The organism is Streptomyces sp. NPDC041122 (assembly GCF_055592445.1).
Genome location: NZ_JBVIYQ010000006.1, coordinates 510,666 through 530,775, shown reverse-complemented (window position 1 = coordinate 530,775; position 20,110 = coordinate 510,666). Strand labels below are relative to the sequence as shown.

At 71.3% G+C, this 20,110-nt stretch carries 14 protein-coding genes; 9 read left to right on the top strand and 5 right to left on the bottom strand.

What is annotated here, in order from left to right; translation table 11 throughout:
* Positions 1-145: 145 nt before the first annotated feature.
* A complete protein-coding gene (locus ACZ6B8_RS24235) occupies positions 146-1,243 on the bottom strand; it encodes a LacI family DNA-binding transcriptional regulator (RefSeq protein ID WP_471608573.1) in 1,098 nt (365 codons plus the stop codon).
* Positions 1,244-1,577: 334 nt separating this feature from the next.
* Here ACZ6B8_RS24235 and ACZ6B8_RS24230 point away from each other — a divergent pair, with 334 nt between their 5' ends.
* From ACZ6B8_RS24230 to ACZ6B8_RS24215, 4 genes are all read left to right on the top strand, one after another.
* Positions 1,578-2,558: an ABC transporter permease gene (locus tag ACZ6B8_RS24230; RefSeq protein ID WP_471081490.1), complete on the top strand. Its 981-nt coding sequence runs from the start codon at positions 1,578-1,580 to the stop codon at positions 2,556-2,558.
* Between the two features lies 1 nt (position 2,559).
* The gene (locus ACZ6B8_RS24225; protein ID WP_471608572.1) at positions 2,560-3,465 is read left to right on the top strand and encodes an ABC transporter permease; all 906 of its coding nucleotides are present in this window, start codon (positions 2,560-2,562) and stop codon (positions 3,463-3,465) included.
* On the top strand, positions 3,462-5,597 hold the full coding sequence (locus tag ACZ6B8_RS24220) for a dipeptide ABC transporter ATP-binding protein (RefSeq protein ID WP_471608571.1): 2,136 nt from the start codon (positions 3,462-3,464) through the stop codon (positions 5,595-5,597). The genes ACZ6B8_RS24225 and ACZ6B8_RS24220 overlap by 4 nt, the downstream gene beginning before the upstream one ends.
* A gap of 82 nt (positions 5,598-5,679) precedes the next feature.
* On the top strand, positions 5,680-7,359 hold the full coding sequence (locus ACZ6B8_RS24215; RefSeq protein ID WP_471608570.1) for an ABC transporter family substrate-binding protein: 1,680 nt from the start codon (positions 5,680-5,682) through the stop codon (positions 7,357-7,359).
* Here the strand turns inward: ACZ6B8_RS24215 and ACZ6B8_RS24210 are convergent.
* The 3 genes from ACZ6B8_RS24210 to ACZ6B8_RS24200 all read right to left on the bottom strand — a co-directional run bounded on the left by ACZ6B8_RS24210 (position 7,320) and on the right by ACZ6B8_RS24200 (position 12,848).
* Positions 7,320-9,788, bottom strand: coding sequence for a glycoside hydrolase family 3 C-terminal domain-containing protein (locus tag ACZ6B8_RS24210; RefSeq protein ID WP_471608569.1), 2,469 nt, complete (start codon positions 9,786-9,788; stop codon positions 7,320-7,322). The genes ACZ6B8_RS24215 and ACZ6B8_RS24210 overlap by 40 nt on opposite strands.
* Positions 9,789-9,823: 35 nt before the next feature.
* Positions 9,824-11,584 carry a discoidin domain-containing protein gene (locus ACZ6B8_RS24205; protein WP_471608568.1) on the bottom strand — a complete coding sequence of 587 codons (1,761 nt, stop codon included), beginning with the start codon at positions 11,582-11,584 and terminating at the stop codon, positions 9,824-9,826.
* A gap of 151 nt (positions 11,585-11,735) precedes the next feature.
* The gene (locus ACZ6B8_RS24200) at positions 11,736-12,848 is read right to left on the bottom strand and encodes a DUF1996 domain-containing protein (RefSeq protein ID WP_471081508.1); all 1,113 of its coding nucleotides are present in this window, start codon (positions 12,846-12,848) and stop codon (positions 11,736-11,738) included.
* A 351-nt stretch (positions 12,849-13,199) separates the two neighbouring features.
* Here ACZ6B8_RS24200 and ACZ6B8_RS24195 point away from each other — a divergent pair, with 351 nt between their 5' ends.
* Positions 13,200-14,978 carry a coagulation factor 5/8 type domain-containing protein gene (locus tag ACZ6B8_RS24195; RefSeq protein ID WP_471608567.1) on the top strand — a complete coding sequence of 593 codons (1,779 nt, stop codon included), beginning with the start codon at positions 13,200-13,202 and terminating at the stop codon, positions 14,976-14,978.
* A gap of 272 nt (positions 14,979-15,250) precedes the next feature.
* A complete protein-coding gene (locus ACZ6B8_RS24190) occupies positions 15,251-16,201 on the top strand; it encodes a trypsin-like serine peptidase (RefSeq protein ID WP_471608566.1) in 951 nt (316 codons plus the stop codon).
* A 201-nt stretch (positions 16,202-16,402) separates the two neighbouring features.
* Here the strand turns inward: ACZ6B8_RS24190 and ACZ6B8_RS24185 are convergent, their stop codons facing one another.
* Complete coding sequence (locus ACZ6B8_RS24185; RefSeq protein ID WP_471608565.1) at positions 16,403-16,954, bottom strand: AAA family ATPase; 552 nt, start codon at positions 16,952-16,954, stop codon at positions 16,403-16,405.
* 473 nt (positions 16,955-17,427) lie between these two features.
* On the opposite strand from ACZ6B8_RS24185, the gene ACZ6B8_RS24180 reads away from it, so the two are divergent.
* The 3 genes from ACZ6B8_RS24180 to ACZ6B8_RS24170 all read left to right on the top strand — a co-directional run bounded on the left by ACZ6B8_RS24180 (position 17,428) and on the right by ACZ6B8_RS24170 (position 19,978).
* On the top strand, positions 17,428-18,087 hold the full coding sequence (locus ACZ6B8_RS24180; protein WP_471608564.1) for a carbonic anhydrase: 660 nt from the start codon (positions 17,428-17,430) through the stop codon (positions 18,085-18,087).
* A 53-nt stretch (positions 18,088-18,140) separates the two neighbouring features.
* A complete protein-coding gene (locus tag ACZ6B8_RS24175; protein WP_471608563.1) occupies positions 18,141-19,661 on the top strand; it encodes a SulP family inorganic anion transporter in 1,521 nt (506 codons plus the stop codon).
* A gap of 155 nt (positions 19,662-19,816) precedes the next feature.
* On the top strand, positions 19,817-19,978 hold the full coding sequence (locus tag ACZ6B8_RS24170; RefSeq protein ID WP_355819701.1) for a hypothetical protein: 162 nt from the start codon (positions 19,817-19,819) through the stop codon (positions 19,976-19,978).
* The last annotated feature ends 132 nt before the right edge of the window (positions 19,979-20,110 follow it).

Here is a 20,110-nt window from a genome sequence, read left to right as displayed (position 1 = left end):
ATCCTGCTGGGGCCGCCGAGAATGGTCAGTGGGCGGCCCTCCTCCGAGCTGAGCGGCCGCGCCTTCGTGGGACAGGGACGCGGCCGCTCACGTTCTGTCCGCACCCCGGACCCGCACCGTGAGCGGCACGTCGCGCGGGCGGCCCTCAGGCGGAGTCCCGCACCACCAGCTCCGGCTCGAAGATCATCGAGGTCGGCTCGGTGCGGGTGCCCTGCACGTGTTCCTGGAGCAGCCCGGCCATGGCCGCCGTCATCCTCTCCACCGGCTGCCGCACGGTGGTGAGCGGCGGGTGGCAGGTCAGCGCCACGCTGGAGTCGTCGAAGCCGACCACCGCCACATCCCGCGGCACGCTCCTGCCCCGCTCGCGCAGCAGCTCGCACACGCCCTGCGCCATGAGGTCGTTGGCCACGAACACCCCGTCCAGATCCGGGTGCTCGGCCAGCAGCCGGACCATCGCCTCGGCGCCGCTCTCCCGGGTGAAGCCACCCTCCGCGATCGGCACGCGCGCCGTCCCCGCGCGCTCCAGCGCCTCGCGGAAGCCGGCGAGCCGCTCCCGTCCGGCCGGCAGGTCCAGCGGGCCGGTGACGCTCGCCAGTCTGCGCCTGCCCCGGGCCAGCAGGTGCTCGGCGGCCAGCCGCCCGCCGTCCCGGTGCGCCAGGTCGACGTAGCTGATCGGCACGGGCCGTGCGGGCCGCGCGAAGCACACCGCGGGCAGCCCCTCCGCCACCAGCATCGAGGGCAGCGGGTCCGCCGCGTGCGTGGAGACCACGAGGGCCCCGTCGGCGCTGCCCTGCCGGAGGAAGCCGGTCACCTGCTTCCTGGCCTCCTCGGTCTCGGCGACCATCAGCACCGGATGCATCGAGCGCGGCCGAAGGAAGCCGACCACGCCGCTGACGACCCGGCCGAAGAAGGGGTCGGCGAAGACACGGGCGGCGAAGGCGTTCTGCGGGGCGTCGCCGTCCGCGCCGTGCGGGCCGTCGGTGGTGGCCACGTCCCCGGGCGTCCGGGGCTCGCTCTCCTCGCCCGCGCCCGAGATGACCAGGGCGATGGTCTCCGTACGCCGGGTGACCAGGGAGCGTGCCGCGCGGTTCGGCGCGTAGCCGGTGCGCTCGATCGCGGCGCGCACCACGTCCCGGATGGCCGGGTCGACGTTGCGGACGCCGTTGATCACCCGTGACACGGTCGCCCGGGAGACGCCCGCCTCCCGTGCCACGTCCTCGAGCGTCAGCGACCGTCTCTCCATGCGTGCACTCTAACTTCCCTTCCGGACACGGAGATAGAGCGCTCTCCCGGGGCGGGACCTCCGCGGAAGCCGACGCGTCGGGCATGCCGCCACGTGCCCGAGATCGTTTTTGCTTCGGCAACATTGCGATCTCTACGGCAGCATTGCGGCCTCATGGCGGAACCAGGCAAAACCTGGCGCGGCCCTCCGGTACGGACCAAGCTGACATTCGCCCCTTCGAGGGCACGTTCCGTACCCGTACGCCCCAGAAAGCTCCACCACACATGTACTCGACCTGTCCCTCCGGCGCCGTCCCGGCGCGTCCCGCACGTGTGGCGAGGGGGCGGTCCGCACCATGCGCTATGTAGTGCGCAAGGCGGGCGGCTGGCTCCTGATGATCGCGGTCGCGACCAACGCGACGTACTTCCTGGCCAGTTGGTTCCTCGACCCGCGCTCGAACTACAAGGAGCTGCGCCCCGTCCGCACGGAGGAGCAGATCGGCCGGGCCCTCGCCCCGTACAACCTCGACCCCGGCGTGCCGGTGGTGCAGCGGTGGTGGAACTGGCTCACCTCGGTGGTCACCGACTTCGACTGGGGCAGCTCACCCACCGGTGTCTCCGTCAACGGCGAAGTGGGCTACCGCGCGCTCGTCAGCGCCGAGTTGGTCGTCACGGCGACCGTCCTGTCCGTCGTGATCGGCGTCGCGCTCGCCGTGTACACCGCGTCGCGCCAGTACGGTGTGGCCGACCGCGTCTCGCAGGCCGTATCCATCGCCGTGTTCAACGTCCCGACGTCCGTCGCCGCGCTCGCCGTGGTCTTCGTCGCCATCTGGCTCAACCAGCACGCCGGGCTCGGCTTCCTCTACGTCGCCGGGGAGAACTCACCCGACGTGCAGGGGCTGCTCCCGACGATCGGCGACCGGCTCCTCCATCTGATCCTGCCGACGCTCACCCTGACGCTGATGGGTTACGTGGGCTACCACCTGACACAGCGTTCGCTGCTGCTCGACACGATCAACGCCGACTTCGTGCGTACGGCCCAGGCCACCGGCCTCACCCGCGGCCAGGCCGTCCGCAGGCACGCCCTGCGCGCCGCGCTGATCCCGACGGTGGCCTCCGTGGCGTTCAGCGTGCCCGCCATCTTCACCGGAGCCGTCATCACCGAGACGGTCTTCGGCTGGAACGGCATGGGCCGGTACTTCATCCAGACCATCGGCAAGAACGACGTGCACGGCACCGTCGCGACGGCCGCGTTCGCCGCGGTGCTCACCGCGATCGGCGCGATCCTCGCGGACATCGCCACGGTCTTCCTCGACCCGAGAGTGCGGGTGAACTGACATGGCGACAGCAACCGCCACCGGCGCCGTCACGGTCCGCCCCGACCTCGGCCGCGGCCGGCTCTACCTGCGACGCTTCCTGCGCAACCGCCTCGCCGTCGCGGGGGTCGTGATCTTCGTCCTGCTCGTCCTGTTCAGCCTGTTCGGCGGCCTGTTCACGCCCTACACCCACACCGACGCCGACTTCGCCGCGCTCACCCGGCCGCCGAGCGACGTGCACTGGTTCGGTACCAACCAGGGCGGCAACGACGTCTACGCCAGTGCGGTGCACGGGCTGCGGCGCTCCCTGGTGATCGCCGTCAGCGTGTCCGTCCTGACCATCGTCGTGGCCGCGGTCATCGGCTCCAGCGCCGCGTACTTCGGCGGCCGGGTGGAGAGGCTGACGCTGGCCGCCATCCACTTCCTGCTGATCGTCCCCTCGTTCCTCATCCTCGCCCTGGTCTCCAACCGCCTGGCCGGCGACTGGCGCGTGCTCATCATCGTCCTGACCCTGTTCGGCTGGATGTCCACCGCCCGGGTCGTCTGGGCGGTCTCGACCTCCCTGCGCGAGCGGGACTACGTGAAGGCCGCGGAGTTCATGGGCGTCCCCCCGCTGCGCATCATCCTGCGCCACATCATCCCCAACCTCGGCTCCCTGCTCATCGTCAATCTGACGCTCGGCGTCGTCGCGACCGTGCTCAGCGAGACCGCCCTCTCGTTCCTCGGATTCGGCGTCCAGACCCCGGACGTCTCCCTCGGCACGATGCTCGCCGACGGGGCGACCACCGTCACCAGTGCCCCCTGGCTCTTCGCCTTTCCGGCGGGTCTCGTCGTCCTGCTCACCGTCTCGATGACCTTCATCGGCGACGGGCTGCGCGACGCCCTCGACCCCACCTCGGTGACCGGCGCGGCAGGAGGCCGACGATGACCCTCACCACTCCCCTGCGGGACGACCCGGTCTCCCCCGCCGGCGCCACCCCCGTGCTCTCCGTACGGGACCTGCGGATCTCCTTCCCCTCCGAGTCCGGGCCCGTCGAAGCGGTCCGCGGCGTCAGCTTCGACCTGCTGCCGGGCCGGACTCTCGGCATCGTCGGCGAGTCGGGATCGGGCAAGTCGGCCACCGCGATGGGCGTCATGGGCCTGCTGCCGCCCACCGCCGGCCTGAGCGGCCAGGTGCTGCTCGGCGGGCAGAACCTGATCGGCCTCGACGACCGTGCCCTCTCACGGGTGCGGGGCAAGTCGATCGGCATGGTGTTCCAGGATCCGCTGTCCGCGCTCACCCCCATCTTCTCCGTGGGCAGGCTGCTCTCCGACGCGCTGCGGGTCCACCAGGACCTGACCAGGAAAGCTGCCTGGGAGGAGGCCGTCGAACTGCTCGACCTCGTCGGCATCCCCGACGCGCGCAACCGTGCCTCGGCCTTCCCCCACGAGTTCTCCGGCGGCATGCGCCAGCGGGTGGTCATCGCCATGGCGATCGCCAACCGGCCCAGCGTGCTGGTGGCCGACGAACCGACCACCGCGCTCGACGTCACCGTGCAGGCGCAGATCCTCGACGTACTGCGTCTCGCGCAGCGGGAGACCGGCGCCGGGCTCGTTCTGATCACCCATGACCTCGGCGTCGTGGCCGGTCACGCGGACGACGTCGCCGTCATGTACGCGGGCCGCTTCGTGGAGAAGACGGACGTCCACGCGCTGTTCCGGCGGCCGACGATGCCGTACACCGCACGGCTCCTGGCCGCGGTGCCGACCGTGGACGGCGGGATCCGCCGGCCCCTCGTACCGATCGGTGGGGAGCCGCCCGCCCTGTCGGACCTCCCGGGCGGCTGCCCCTTCGCGAGCCGGTGTGCCGTCGCGCTCGACGCGTGCTCCTCCGACGAACCGGAGCTGCGCCGGGTCGCCGGGCACGGGGACGTGGCGTGCCTGCGCGCGGACGAGATGGCCGACGGCACGCTCGACCCCACCGGGGGCGTCGCGTCCACCGGGCGGGAACCGGGCACGGGCGCCGCCACGGACGGCGACGTGGTGCTCCGCGTCGAGGACCTCGTCAAGACCTTCCCCGTCACCAAGGGCGCCTTCATCAAGCGCCGGGTCGGCACCCTGCACGCGGTCAACGGAGTCAGCTTCGAGCTGCGCGGCGGGCAGACGCTGGGGCTGGTCGGCGAATCCGGCAGCGGCAAGACGACGACGCTGATGGAGATCCTGCGGCTCGCACGGCCCGAGGGCGGCCGGATCGAGATCGCGGGGCAGGAGGTCGGGGCGACGGCGGGCAAGGACGCCGGTGCCGCGGCGGGTGCCACCGCTTCCTCGTCCGGTCCGGGCGAGCGCGCACGCGCCCTGCGGCACGACGTGCAGATCGTCATGCAGGATCCGATGGGCGCCCTGGACCCGCGCCTGACCGTCCACCAGCTGCTCGCCGAACCCCTGCGGGCCGTGGGCCGCGACCGCGACGCCATCCGGTCCCGCGTCCACGAACTCCTGTCACTCGTCGGTCTCGACTCCTCGATGAGCACCCGCTTTCCGGCCGCGCTCTCCGGAGGCCAGCGCCAACGCGTCGGCATCGCCCGCGCCCTGGCCACGGACCCGAGGCTGCTCGCCCTCGACGAGCCGCTCTCCGCCCTGGACGTGTCGGTACAGGCCGGGGTGATCAACCTCCTCGACCGGCTCAAGCGTGAGCTGGGGCTCGCCTATCTCCTGGTCGCCCACGACCTCGCCGTGGTGCGCTACATCTGTGACCGCATCGCGGTGATGTACCTGGGACACGTCGTCGAGACCGGCGACACGGAGACGCTCTTCTCCGACCCCAAGCACCCCTACACCCAGGCGCTGTTGTCGGCGATCCCGGTCCCCGACCCGGAACGGGAACGCACCCGCGAACGGATCGTCCTCCAGGGCGAGCAGCCGAGCGCCACGAACCTGCCGAGCGGTTGCGTGTTCATCGACCGCTGCCCGTTGTACCGCCTCGCCGACGAGGACGTCCGGGAGCGCTGCCGCACGGAGCGCCCCGCGCCCAGGTCGGCGCCGGGGCGACCGGGCCACGCGTACGCCTGCCACGCCGCCTGATCAGGGCCCGACGGCCACCGCCGGCCACCCGACGACCGACTCCTCCATCACCCTCTTTCCCTCACCCCAAGGACGCTCTCCCATGCGCGCAAGACTCGCCCTGCCCGTCGCTCTCATCGCGGCCATCTCCGTCACCGCCACCGCGTGCCAGTCCTCATCCGGTGACGCCGCGGGCTCGGACGGCAAGGACACCCCCTCCGCCGCGTCGGCCGCCGCCGACTACAACCCGACGCCGTACGACGAGCTCAAGGACGGCGGGACCTACACGACGGTGGGCACGTTCGACGAACAGGGCAACCCCTTCCACGTCAACGGCACTCTGGTCGCCTCCCGGGTATGGGCCTGGTACAACGCGAACGCGATCACCTTCTCGCCCACCGGTGAAGTGCGGTACAACCCCGACTACTTCAGCGATGTGAAGGTCTCCGTGAAGGGTGGCAACCAGAAGGTCGTCCTCACGATCAACAAGAAGGCCACCTTCAACGACGGAACGCCGATCGACTGGACCGCGATCAAGGCCACCTGGAAGGCCAACAACGGTTCCGACAAGGACCTCGCGGCCTCGTCCACCGAGGGCTACGACCGGATCACCGACGTCGCGCGGGGCAAGGACGACAAGCAGGCGGTCATCACCTTCAAGGGCGTCAACGCCGCCTGGCCGAGCCTGTTCTCCACGTTCCTGCACCCGAAGGCCGCGACGGCCGACCACTTCAACAAGGCGTACGTGAAGAAGGCGCACCCCGAGTGGGGCGCGGGCCCGTACACGGTCGGCTCGTGGAACACCCACTCGGGCAACATCACCTTCGTCCGCAACCCGAAGTGGTGGGGCAAGAAGGGCAAGCTCGACAAGCGCGTCTACGTCAACCTGGAGTCGACCGCGGCGGTCAACGCCTTCAAGAACGGTCAGATCGACTACGTCTCCGCCGTCGACGCCGAGAGCCTCAAGCAGGTGAAGGGGCTCAAGGGCACCGAGATACGCAGCGGCGGCAGCCCGTTCGAGTACTCGCTGAACTTCAACACCAAGTCGTCGGTCCTCGGCGACAAGGCGGTACGCAAGGCGATCCAGGAGAGCATCGACCGCACCCAGATCGCCAGGATCCAGTTCCAGGGCCTGGACTACAAGGAGCCGCTGCCCGGATCGGCCGTTCTCTACAGCTTCCAGAAGGGGTACGAGGACAACGTGTCGGCCGTCCTGAAGTACGGGCCCGACCAGGCGAAGAAGGACCTCGACGCGGCGGGCTGGAAGCCGGGGAGCGACGGTGTCCGGGAGAAGGGCGGCAAGAAGCTGGAGGTCGGATACACGCTGCTGGGCGACGACCCGCTGGGCAAGGCCACCGCGGGCGCGCTGGCCGCGATGCTGAAGCCGGTCGGCGTGCGCCTCGCCATCAAGAAGGGCGACGACGCGGACTTCTCCACCATCCTCAGCGAGCGCAAGTTCGACCTGTTCCTCTCGGGCAACCGCTCGATGGACCCCTACGGCACCCGCTACCTGTGCGAGACCTACTGCTCGGACCGTGATTCCAACATCACGGGGGCCGGGTCCCCCGCACTGGACAAGGAGATCCGCGCCACGTCGGACATCGCCGACCTGGACCGGCAGACCACCGCGGTGAACAAGGTCGAGCGGAAGGCGCTCCAGGACTACGCCAAGCTCCCGCTGTTCAGCGGCCCGTCGACGTACGGCGTCAAGAAGGGCCTGGCGAACGTGGGCGCGACCATCTTCTACAACCCCCTGCCCGAGACGGTGGGCTGGGAGAAGTAGCCCTCCTGCACGTCCACGGCGGTGGCGAGGGGCAGATCGCCCGCGGAGCGCCCCACCAGCACCGAGAACCGGCCCGGCTCGATCCGCCAGGATCCGGCCGGAGTCGACCAGTGCCGCAGGGCGCGTCCCGGGACGCGCACCACCGCCTCCGCCGTCCCGCCCGGCACCGTCCGCACCGCGGTGTAGCCCGCGAGCCAGCGCACCGGGCGCTCCACCGCCGACCCCGGCCTGGCCAGATACACCTGGACGACCTCGCGGCCGGAGCGCCCACCGGTGTTGCGCAGCCGCACCCGTACGTGGAAGTCGTCGCCCGCCATCACGGCGGCCGGCGCCTCGACGGCCTCGTACGCCCAGGTCGTGTAGCCGAGCCCGTGCCCGAACCAGTAGGCGGGCGAGCGCCCGGCGCGCAGCCACGCGCGGTGGCCCAGGTGCAGGCCCTCGGCGTAGGTCACGGCGTTCCGGTCGGGGTGGGTGGCGGCGACCGGGGCGTCGTCGAGCCGGGCGCCCCAGGTGGTCGGCAGCCGGCCGCCCGGTTCGGTCCCGCCGAAGAGGACGTCGGCGAGGGCGGCGCCCGCCTCCTGCCCGGGGAACCAGGTGAGCAGCACGGCGGCGACCGCGTCCCGCCAGGGCAGTTCGACCGGCGCGCCCGCTTCGACGACGACCACCGTCCGCCTGTTGGCGGCCGCGACGGCGGTGACCAGGGCGTCCTGGTGGCCGGGCAGGGCGAGCGAGGTCCGGTCGTGGCCCTCGGCTTCCGCGCCCTCCGCGGTGCCGACCACGACCACCGCCACGTCGGCCCGGCGCGCCGCCTCGACGGCCTCGGCGAGCGCCTCGTGCGGGTCGGGGCGGGGCGGCGCGGCGGTGACGACGGTGGCGCGGCCGGTGTCCGGCGCGAGTTCCCGCCGGGCCACCACGAGCACCGGCTCGGTGCCGCCGATCTCCGCCCGTCCGTACCGGCAGGGCGGGGTGACGTGCTTGACGGCCGGGTCGTCGGTGCGGCACGGGAAGTCGCCGTCCACCACGGGCCGTCCGTCGACGGTGAGCGTCATCCGGCCGAAGCCGCCGACGCCGAAGGTCCACGCGCCCGCGGCCGTCGGGGTCAGCAGCGCCCTGACCTCCACCGTGTGCGCTCCCTGCGGGGTCGGCGGCTCCAACTGGCGTCCGGTCGTGCGGTGTTCGGCGTGCAGCTCTCGGCCATGGGGGTCCAGGACCCTGACGAGGACACCCGGCTCCCCCGTGCTCGGGTCGAGGCAGTTCTCGGTTCCCAGCGGGGGCGGCGGGGCACCGACGGCCGGGCCGGGGGCGTGGACGACCCGCGCCCGGCCGCGCAGGTGGTCACGGATCCCGGCCAGCGGCGTGACGATCCGCTCCGGGTGGACCCCGGCGCTGCCGCCGCCCTGCACCTGGGGCCGTGCCGCATGGGTTCCGATCACCGCGACCGTGCCCGACTCCGTTGCCGACAGGGGCAGTAGACCGTCGTTGGACACGAGCACCGTGCCGGCCGCCGCGGCGCGGCGCAGCAGCCGGCGGGTGGACCCGGGCGGCGGTACGGGCACGGCGGCGGACCGGGCGGGGCCGAGGGCCCCCACCCGGTCGGCCAGCCGCAGGACCCGGACCACCTTGTCGTCGATGGCCGCCTGGGGAACGCGGCCGGCGCGGACGGCATCGAGGAGTGTCTCGGCCCACGGGCCGCCGGGCCCCGGCATGACGAGGTCGAGGCCGGCGGTCGCGGTGTCGACCGTGGTGCGGGCGGCGCCCCAGTCCGAGAGCACGGCACCGTCGAAGCCCCACTCGTCCTTGAGCGGCCGGGTCAGCAGGGAGTGGGCCGTCATGGTGGTGCCGTTGACGCCGTTGTAGCCCGCCATCACCGCCCACGCCCCGGCCCGCACCGCCGCCTCGAAGGGGGCGAGGTACACCTCCCGCAGGGTCCGCTCGGCCACCCGGACGTCCAGCGTCATGCGGCCCGCCTCGGAGTCGTTGGCCACATAGTGCTTGGGGGTGGCTGCGACGCCGTGCGCCTGGATGCCGCGGACCAGGGCGGCCCCGGTCCGGCCCGCGAGCTCCGGGTCCTCGGAGAGGCATTCGAAGTGCCGGCCGGCCACCGGCGAGCGGTGCAGGTTCAGCGTGGGGGCGAGCAGCACGTGCACGCCCTTGCGCCGGGCCTCCCGGGCCAGCAGCCCGCCGAGTTCCTCGACGAGCGGCTCGTCCCACGTCGCCGCGAGCGCGGACGCCGACGGCAGGAGCGCCGACGTCCGCCGCTCGTCCCAGGCCTCGCCCCGTACTCCGGCGGGTCCGTCCGAGGTCACCATCTCCCCCAGGCCGACGGCCGGTTCGGCGTGGGTGCGCCAGGTCGTCGCACCGGTCAGCAGGCGCACCTTCTGCTCGGTGCTCAACTTGTCGAGCAGCCGCAGGAGTTCCTCGTCGTTCATCGAATCCGCCTTGTTCTCGTTCCGGACGGGCTGGGTCAGCGGTAGACACCGAACTCGTAGAGCGAGTAGCCCCATCCGGTGCCGCGGGCGGTGCCGTTGACGCGGACGTAGCGGCCGGTGCCGCTGACGTCGAAGTCGTCGATGCCGCCGTTGCCGTCCCGTACCTCGCGGACGGTCCGCCAGTTCTGCCCGTCGTCGGAGGTCTGGATCGTGTAGGCCTTGGCGTACGACGTCTCCCAGTTGAGCTGGACGTGCCGGAACGACTGGCTGGAGCCGAGGTCGACCTGGAGCCACTGGGGGTCGCTCCAGTCGCTGGCCCAGCGCGTGGTCACCTTGCCGTCGACGGCTCCCGCGGGGGTGCAGGGGCAGTCGCCGCCGCCGGTCTGGTGGGAGGAGGCGGTGGCGGTCTTGCCGAGGGCGATGTTCGTGCCGTTGACGGGCGGTGCCACGACCCGTACCGAGCGCGTCTCGACGCCGACGTTGCCCTTGCCGTCGGTGACCTTCACATAGATCTTCCAGACGCCCGTGCGGTCGGGTGCGGTGACCTTCAGCCGGCCGGAGCCGAGGTTCGTCAGGGGCAGGGGCGTCAGGTTCTTGTCCTTGTCGATGTACATGCTGTTGGCGAGGACCTCGTAGGACAGGGTGTCGCCGTCGGGGTCGGTCGCCTTGGTGGCGAGGGTCAGCGCGCCGCCCGCGGGGACCTTGGCCGCGTCCCCTTCGACGGTCATCCCGGAGATGACGGGCGGGGTGTTGTCGTGCGAGGTGTCGGCTCCGTAGGCCTTCTTCACCGCGTAGTACGACAGGCGCTTCTGGCCCGCGGGCAGCAGGTTGAACCAGATCCCGCCGAAGTCGTACTCGGTGCCGTAGTGGAACATCGTGGCACCGAGCGCGACGCCCTTGTGGCCGGTGATGCAGTTCCAGGCCTTGGTGTAGCCCTCGGCCTTGGCCCGGTCCGTGGGCTCCTCGGGCACTCCGTTGGCGTCGTCGGGGACCTCCCACTCCCCCGCCGGCCCGGTCTCGGTGACGATGTAGGGCTTGGTGTAACCGCCCTGCTCCCAGGTGGACTTGATGTCGCACACGGCGTTGTAGGAGTTCACGGCGTACAGATCGAGGTCCGGCGCGTTCCTCTTGTAGTAGGGCCAGGCTCCGGTCCACGCGTCGGTGGAGGTCACGGGGTGGTTCGGGTCGACGGAGTGGATCTTCTTGGCGATGTCGTTGACGAAGGTGGTGTAGGCGTTGCGCTGCCGTTCCAGCTCGTCACCGGTGTAGCAGTTCTGGAGTCCGAGCACCGACTCGTTGCCGACGTTCCACATCAGGACACCGGCGTGGTCCTTGTAGGTCTGCACCCACTTGGGGAACTCGTCGAGCATCTGGTTCTTGTACGCGGTGTCGGTCAGGTAGTTGACGCAGCCGCCGCTGCCCGGGCCGCCGCCCGGCTGCAGCCAGAAGCCCGCGATCACCTTGACGCCATGGGCGGCGGCCGAGTCGAACAGCGGCTTGCTGGAGGCGTCGGTGCCCCAGGTGCGGATCGTGTTGACGCCCATGGACTTGAGGTCCGGCATGTACTTGTCGGCGTCGGCGACGCTCGGGCCCCAGGTCAGGCCCTTGATCTGGTAGGGCGAACCGTTCACCGAGAGCTGCCAGTTGCCCTGGGAGCCGGTCACCTTCACCACGTTGCCCGCGGCGCCGGCCTGCTGGGCGGGCAGCGCGAGACAGCCGGTGGCGAACAGGGCGACGGTGAGCGGAACGGCCAGGCGACGGCCGCCTGTCGGCCGGGATGCGGGGGTCGAGGGCATGGGGGATCTCCTGAGGGAGGGTGAGGAGCAGGCGTGCGAGGGAGGTGGCTCCGGGGAGCGACACGGAACCCGGAGGACGGAACCCGAAGAGCGGGAGGGAAGAGAAGGAACCGGGGGCGGCCCGGGGGAGCCGGGCCGCCCCCGGCGTGTGTCACGGCAGCTCGTAGTTCTCGTCGAGCGCCGCGCCGGCCTCGGGGTGCGTCTGGTCGTACCCGCGGGCGTCGCACTGCAGGCCGCCGACGACACAGTGGTCGACCAGCGCCTTGAGCGTGGCGGGGTCCCACGCGTTGAAGAAGTCGTAGTGGAAGGAGTGGCCCTCGCCGCTGGCCAGCCGCACCTGCGAGAGATCACCGTTGACCGGGAACGCCATCTTGAACTCGATCATCGGCAGCGCGACCGGGTGGGAGGCCGGGCAGACGTTGTCGTTGGTGCCGGACTTCACCTGCGGATAGGCCATGTGGCTCTGGTGGTCGGGAGAGTCCAGGTGCACGCCGTCCCAGCAACTGGGGGCCTGGAAGCGGATGTTGAGCTGAGTGGACTGCGTGGTCGGACAGTTCTTGGGAATGTCGACGTTGAAGTAGCTCTCACCGCACTCCCAGCCCTCCACGAAGCCGGGATGGCGGCGGAACTCGTCCGCGGACTGCATGGGGCTGCCCACGACGTAGCGCAGCCCTTCAGGGAAGGGACGCACGCTCGTGTAGTCGGTGACGCCGGCCTTGTAGTAGATGGTCTGCGGGCCGACCGGCAGCACCGGCTGGTCGCCCTTGAACAGGGTGGGCATCCAGTACGCCGACTTGTCGCCCGGGGCCTTGCAGGCGGTGTTCCCCTGCTTCAGGGAGTCCGTGGTGCTGCGGGCGTCGGTCGTCGTGTTGCCCATGAAGGTGTGGTCGTGGGACTTGCCCGGTTGCCCCGGGTAGACGATCGGGTCGTCCGGCCTGGTGTGCGTGACGGAACAGTTGGCCTGGAACTCGTGGAAGTACCGGTGGGGCGGGTCCTTCAGCGCGGGTTTCACGTCGGTGACCGGGGACTTCGCCGGGATGAAACCGTCGCCGTCACGGTCCTCGGCGGCCGGGACGGTGGACGCCGCCATGGCGTGCCCCGCCCGTTGCGCGGAGTGCGCCGTGTGCGCGGAACCGCCGCCGGCCGCGCTCGCCGGTACGGGGTCGGCGTCGGCGCCCAGCGCCATGCCGCCCACCCCCAGCGAGGTCACCAGGAGCGCGCCGGATACCAGTAACCCTGAGATGATCTTCGATCTCCGTGCCATGGAGACCTCCTGCCGCATCGGAAGGGACTGCCTTGGGGGACCTTGCGAGCGCTCCGGGAGAGCGCTCTCCCGTTTCCGGAGTGTTGCGGTCCTGGCGTGACCGTGTCAATAGAAAGTGAACGCTCGACGGCTCCCTCCCCTCCTGCCTCCAGAGCGCGCACCGACCGCGCCGCACCAGAGCCGCTTGGGCTCAACTAGCCGACTTCGTACGGTTTTTGACGCTTCAACAGCGAAAACAACCGTCACTACAGAGCTACCTCTTGACGCGCCCTTCACGCGGATGAACTATTCCCGGTCAAGAGAGCGCTCCCACGGCCCCTGATCGTTCACTTTCTGAAACAGGAGAGCCCCATGCCAACCTCCCCCACACGTCGCACGGTTCTGGGCGCGATCGCCGCGTCGGCCGCCGCCGCGAGTCTCGCTCCCACGACCGCCGCCGCCTCCCCGGCCTCATCGGCCTCCGCCCGGACCCCGGCCGCACGCCTCCCGGGCGGCGGTGACCTCGGGCCCAACGTGATCGTCTTCTCGCCGTCCACCTCCGGCATCCAGGCCAGACTCGACGAGATCTTCAAGCAGCAGGAGAGCGCGCAGTTCGGCACCGGGCGCTACGCGCTGCTGTTCAAGCCGGGCACGTACAACGGCCTCAACGCCCAACTCGGCTTCTACACCTCGATCGCGGGGCTCGGCCTCTCCCCCGACGACACGTCGATCAACGGCGACGTGACGGTCGACGCCGGCTGGTTCAACGGCAACGCCACCCAGAACTTCTGGCGTTCGGCGGAGAACCTGGCGCTCACGCCGGTCAACGGCACCAACCGGTGGGCCGTGGCGCAGGCGGCCCCGTTCCGCCGCATGCACATCAGGGGCGGCCTCAACCTCGCCCCGAACGGCTACGGCTGGGCCAGCGGCGGCTATATCGCCGACAGCCGGATCGAGGGCAGCGTGGGCCCCTACTCGCAGCAGCAGTGGTACACCCGGGACAGCTCGGTGGGCGGCTGGGTCAACGCCGTCTGGAACATGGTGTTCTCGGGGGTGCAGGGCGCGCCGGGCCAGAGCTTCCCGAACCCGCCGTACACCACGCTGGAGACCACGCCGATCTCGCGCGAGAAGCCGTTCCTGTACCTGAGCGGCTCGGAGTACCGGGTGTTCCTGCCGGAGAAGCGGACCAATGCGCGTGGTACGACCTGGGGCAGCGGCACGCCCCGCGGCACCTCGCTGCCCCTCACCCAGTTCTACGTCGCCAAGCCCGGCACCAGCGCCGCCACGATGAACGAGGCCTTGGCCCAGGGCCTCAACCTCCTGCTGACACCCGGCATCTACCACGTCGACCGGGCGATCGAGGTCAACCGCGCCGACGCCGTCGTGCTCGGCCTCGGCTACGCCACCCTGGTGCCCGACGGCGGGGTGGCCGCGATGAAGGTCGCCGACGTGGACGGGGTGCGGCTCGCCGGGTTCCTCATCGACGCCGGCCCCGTCAACTCCCCCGTACTGCTCCAGGTGGGGCCACGCGGCGCGAGCAGGGACCACTCCGCGAACCCGATCACCGTCCAGGACGTCTTCATCCGCATCGGCGGCGCGGGGCCCGGCAAGGCCACGGTCAGCATGGAGGTCAACAGCCGTCACACGATCGTCGACCACACCTGGGTGTGGCGGGCCGACCACGGCGCCGGCGTGGGCTGGGAGACCAACCGCGCGGACTACGGAGTGCGCGTCTACGGCGACGACGTCCTGGCGACCGGCCTGTTCGTGGAGCATTTCAACAAGTACGACGTGCAGTGGTTCGGCCAGCGCGGCCGCACGGTCTTCTTCCAGAACGAGAAGGCGTACGACGCCCCCAACCAGGCTGCCGTCCAGGACGGCAGCGTGAAGGGGTTCGCGGCCTACAAGGTCGAGAACTCCGTGACCGCCCACGAGGGGTGGGGCCTCGGCAGCTACTGCAACTACACGTCGGACCCGTCGATCCGCCAGGACCACGGCTTCGCCGCGCCGCGGACGTCGGGCGTCAAGTTCCACGACCTCCTGGTCGTCTCGCTGGGCGGCAAGGGCCAGTACGAGCACGTCATCAACGACACGGGCGCCGCCACGTCGGGCACGTCGACGGTGCCGTCGACGGTGGTCTCCTATCCGTGATCCGCTCCCGGCGGTCTCCCCGTGGCGGACGGCCGTCCGGCCGGCCCGGTCGCGGGGAGGCCGTCCGGCCGTGTCACAGCTTGTCGACACAGCTCGGTGGTGACGCAACCCGTGTGGCGGGTTCTCCGCTCTAGCAGTGCGGATCCGGCACCACGGCTACGGACGGCGCATCGGCTTCCGCCCTGTCCGCCGGTCCGTGCCCGTCGTGTCCGTCGCGCCTGGCGTACCCGGCGCGTCCGTCGCACCTGTCGCACCGTCAAGGAGACCCTGCTGTGACCGAGACATCCGCCCTCGTGGCCCGTCGTCATCTCGTCCGGGCCACGGGGCTCGCCGCCGCCGGCATGGCCCTCGCTCTCGCCGTCCCCGCCCCGGCGACGGCGACACCGACCACGCCCGCGGCCACGGCGAAGGCCGGGGCGAGCCGGATGCGGGCCGACGCCGGCCCCGTCTCCGCACTGAAGTACACGGCGCAGGAGCGCAAGGAGGCGCTCTCCTACTGGACTCCCGCCCGCATCAAGGCCGTGGGCGAGTCCGTCGATCTCGGCCCGACCGGGCCCAAGGCCAAGCCGTGGCGGGGCCCCACGCTCAAGACCGTCGGGCGGCTGTTCTTCGTCAACGCGGCCGGCGCCGACACCTGGTGCACGGCCACCGCGGTGAAGAGCGCCAACCGCTCCGCCGTCATGACGGCGGCCCACTGCGTGCGCCGGGGCTCATCGCCCGCCAACACCAACATCGCGATGGTCTTCGTGCCCGCGTACCACAAGGGCACGAAGCCGTACGGCGCGTTCGCGGTGCGCCAGGCCGTGACCCCGCGCGCCTGGGAGACGGACTCCACCGACGACGTGGCCACGCTGGTCGTCGACGCCGGCAAGGACGGCAAGAAGCTCACGGACGTCGTGGGTGGCACGCCCGTCGCCTTCGGCCGGCCGGTCGGCGGCACGATCTCGGCCCTCGGCTACTCGGCGACCCGCCCGCAGCTCGGCGAGGAGCTCCTGCGGTGCGTCGGCACCGCGAAGAAGGAGGGGACCACCCAGGCCATCCCCTGCGACATGAGCGGCGGCTCCAGCGGCGGCCCGTGGCTCGCGGACTTCGACGCCGCCACCGGCAAGGGGACCCTGGTCTCCGTCAACAGCGCGCTCGACTCCCTGGAGCCGACCAAGATGTACGGGGAGATCCTGAAGACCACGGCGAAGAAGGTGTACGACCAGGCGCAGCACGCCTGATGTCGGCGCGGCCGCCCTATGACGTGGATCATGCCGGAGGTCCGTAGCGGGTCGTGGGGATCGGGCTACGGGCTCAGGCACGCGGACGAGGCGGCGGCACCCAGGCGCAGGTCCTGCTCGCCCGGCACCTCTTCTTGCGCAGGGAAGTCGTCCCGGGCCGAGGCCGGGCGGGCGGAGTCGGCCGGGGACCGCCCGCCGAGGTCAGAGCTTCGCCACGATGGCGTCCACCGTCTCGTCGAGCGACTGCCCGGAACTGTCCAACCACTGGCCCTCGCCCGCGAGTTCGGCGCGCATCGCCTCGTCCAGGAACGACCAGTCGTCCGCGAGGACCTTGTCGCGTGCGGTGAGCCGGTCGGAGACGACCTTCATCGACGGCGCGAGCACGATCAGACGCAGCGGCAGGCCCTGCAACTGCTCCCGGTAGAAGTCGAGATGCGCGCGCCGCACCACCACGTCGTCGATGACCGGGACGACGCCCGCGGCATGGAAGCTGCGGGCGAGCACGGCTCCGTTGCGCGCGCGGAGCAAAAGCTGACGGTCGGCTTCCAGGTCCTCCTCCGGCTTGGGCAGACGGCCCCCGGAGACGATCAGGTCCTGCAGGTGGTCGCCCTCGATGTGCGCGCCGAGGGGGAAGCGGCGGGCCAGCTCCGCGGAGACCGAGCTCTTGCCCGACCCCGGGACGCCCACGACGAGGAAGACGTGCGGGGCCGGGTCGGTGTCGACGGCCTGCCCCTGGAACGACGTTTCCGGCATGTTCCTCTGCTCTTCTGCTCGCCCGGTTCCTTTACCCTCCGCCCGGCCGCCCCTCCGACAGCCGCGTACACCGCGGCCGGGCAACCGAGGCGGGGATCGTAACAACCGGGCGCCCTCTGATCCGATCCGTTTTCTCGCGCCGGGGTGCGCGCCCGGTTCGGGTGCGAATGCAACAGCTCGCGAACGGATCCCCTTCACCTCGCCCACACAAACTGCACCTCGATCTTTACCCAACGGTTGATTGCTGGACCAACTCCCAGCCGAGGGGCGGTTATTACTCATTCTTTGGCAGAATTTTGCTCTGCCATCCAACCGTAATGCGATGGCAAAGTGGAGGACACGACGGCCGTCCAGGCTGTCCACCAGGTCGGCGCCCCACCCCCGCCACAAGCGGGCGGCGCCGCCCACCGTCACCAACGACCCGACCACACCGCGCCCCGGCCCCGCCGGAGAGACGCAGGAGGCAGGCCACCTTGAAATCACTGATGGACCACGCCCGTTCGTTCGCCACGACACACGTGGCGGACCCCCGGAACGCCGCGGCGTTCGAGGCACTCGAAGCCGGGCAGTCCCCTGAGGCCCTCTTCGTCACGTGCTCCGACTCACGTGTCGTCCCGACCCTGATCACCGGAGCACGCCCCGGCGAGCTCTTCGAACTCCGCACGGCGGGCAACGTCGTACCGCCCTACCCCGCAGACCGTCGCGCCGGGCGCACGGACGAGACAGGCCCGGGCCACCACCCCGTGAGCGAAGCGGCCACCATCGAGTACGCGGTGTGCGTGCTCGGCGTCCGCTCCATCGTCGTCTGCGGACACTCGCACTGCGGTGCGGTGGGTGCGCTGGTGCGCCGCGAGGACCTGTCGGCGGTGCCCGCCGTACGGGACTGGCTGGAGCACTCCGTCGCCCCCGACGACGCCCTGCGCTCGCTCGCAGCGTCCTCGCCGGACGTGGCCGAAGCCGTCCAGACCCATGTGCTCGCGCAGGTGGAACGGCTGCGGACCTACCCCTGCGTACGGGAGCGCGTCGCCGACGGCTCGCTCACCCTGCACGCCTGGTACTACGAGGTGCACACGGGCACCGTCACCGCCCACCGCCCCTCGGACACCGGCCGGCCGGCGTTCGCACCGCTGTGAGAGCCGCCGCGCCCCACTGACCGGCCCGCTCCCACGACAGGACCCCCACCCTCATGTCCTCCCTTCCCACACCGCCATCCCCCCTTCACTCGCCGTTCGCCGCCCTGCGCGAACCGGGCGTGCTGCGCCGGGACATCCTGGCCTCACTCGTCGTCTTCCTGGTCGCCCTGCCGCTGTGCGTCGGCGTGGCGGTCGCCTCCGGCGTGCCCGCCGAACTGGGCCTGGTCACCGGTATCGTCGGCGGCCTGGTCGTCGGCTTCCTGCCGGGCAGCGCCCTGCAGGTGAGCGGCCCCGCGGCCGGCCTGACCGTGCTCGTCTTCGAGGCCGTCCGCGAATTCGGGCTCAGCATGCTCGGCGTGATCGTGCTGCTCACCGGCGCCCTGCAGATAGCACTCGGCCTGCTGCGCTGCGGACGGTGGTTCCGCGCGATATCCGTCTCCGTCGTCCAGGGCATGCTGGCGGGCATCGGACTCGTCCTGATCTTCGGCCAGCTCTACACGATGGCCGGGGCGAAGCAGCCGCTCTCCGGCGTCGACAAGATCACCGGAGTGCCCGGACTGATCGCCGACACCGTGCGGGACACCGCCTCACTGACCGCCGCGGCCGTCGGCCTCGGCACCATCGGTGTGCTCGTGCTGTGGCCCAAGCTGCCCGCGGCAGCGCGCCTGGTGCCCGCCCCGCTGGCCGCGGTCGCACTGGCCACCGCCGTCACCGCCGGCCTCCGGCTCGACGTGGCGAACGTGTCGGTGCGCGGCATGGTCGACGCCGTCCAGCCGCCGGGCTTCGGCGACCTCGCCGAGCTGGGCAGCGTGGCGCTGCTCGGCACCGTCCTGGCGTTCACCCTGATCGCGTCCGCCGAGTCGCTGTTCAGCGCGGCCGCCGTGGACCGCATGCACGACGGGCCGCGTACGCAGTACGACAAGGAGCTCGTCGCCCAGGGCGTCGGCAACACGGTCTGCGGTGTGCTCGGCGCGCTCCCGATGACCGCGGTGATCGTCCGCAGCTCCGCCAACGTCCAGGCGGGCGCCCGCACTCCGCTCTCGCGGATCCTGCACGGCGCGTGGCTCCTGCTGTTCGCGGTGCTGCTGCCCGCCGCGCTCGGCATCATCCCGCTGGCGGCGCTCGCCGGTGTCCTGGTGCACGCGGGGTGCAAGCTGATCCCCTTCAGGGACATCGTCCCGCTCGCCCGGGAGCACCGCGGCGAGGCCGTCGTCCTCGCCGTCACGGCGATCGCCATCGTGGTGACCAACATGTTCGAGGGTGTGGTGCTCGGCCTGGTGCTCGCCGTGGTCAAGTCCGCCTGGGACACCTCCCATGTCCAGCTGGACGTAAGGGAGTTGACTGACGGCCGGATGGTCGTGACCCTCACCGGGAACGCCACATTCCTGCGGCTCCCCCGCATCCTGGAGACCCTGGAGTCCCTGCCCAAGGACCGGCCCATCGAGCTGGACCTGACCGAGGCCCGCCATCTGGACCACGCCTGCCGCACGACGCTGGAGAACTGGGCGCTGCGGCACAACGACAGCGGCACCGAGGCCGTCCGGATGAAGACCCTGCCGGCGGTCCGGTCCTGACGGGCCGGGTCCGGTCCTGACGGACCTCTTTCCCTCCGGTGCGCCCCTCGTGACGCGCACCGATTCCCCCCAGCTCCGGGGGCGAGCACCGAACGCTCGGCTCCCGGTGGTCCCGCACTCGGCACGACCTGCCGACCGATCATGGAGGTTTCACCGTGGAACAGCTCATCAAGCGCATGACCGAGGAGTCCGTGTGGCAGAAGTGGGTCGCCGCCAACTCGGCCCAGGGCGCGGCCGGCGCGAAGGAGGGCTGTATCAGCGCGACGCCGAAGAGCGGCTGCATCAGCGCCACCGGCAAGACCGGCTGCATCTCCTGACCCGCTGACGGAAGGGGCGGTCGGCCGCGGATCGCCGGATCGGCCGCCCGGTAGGGGCGGTTGGCCGCGGAGTTCCTGATCCGCCGACCGGCAGGGGCGGTGGCCGCGTCGTCACCGGCTGCGGCCGCCGCC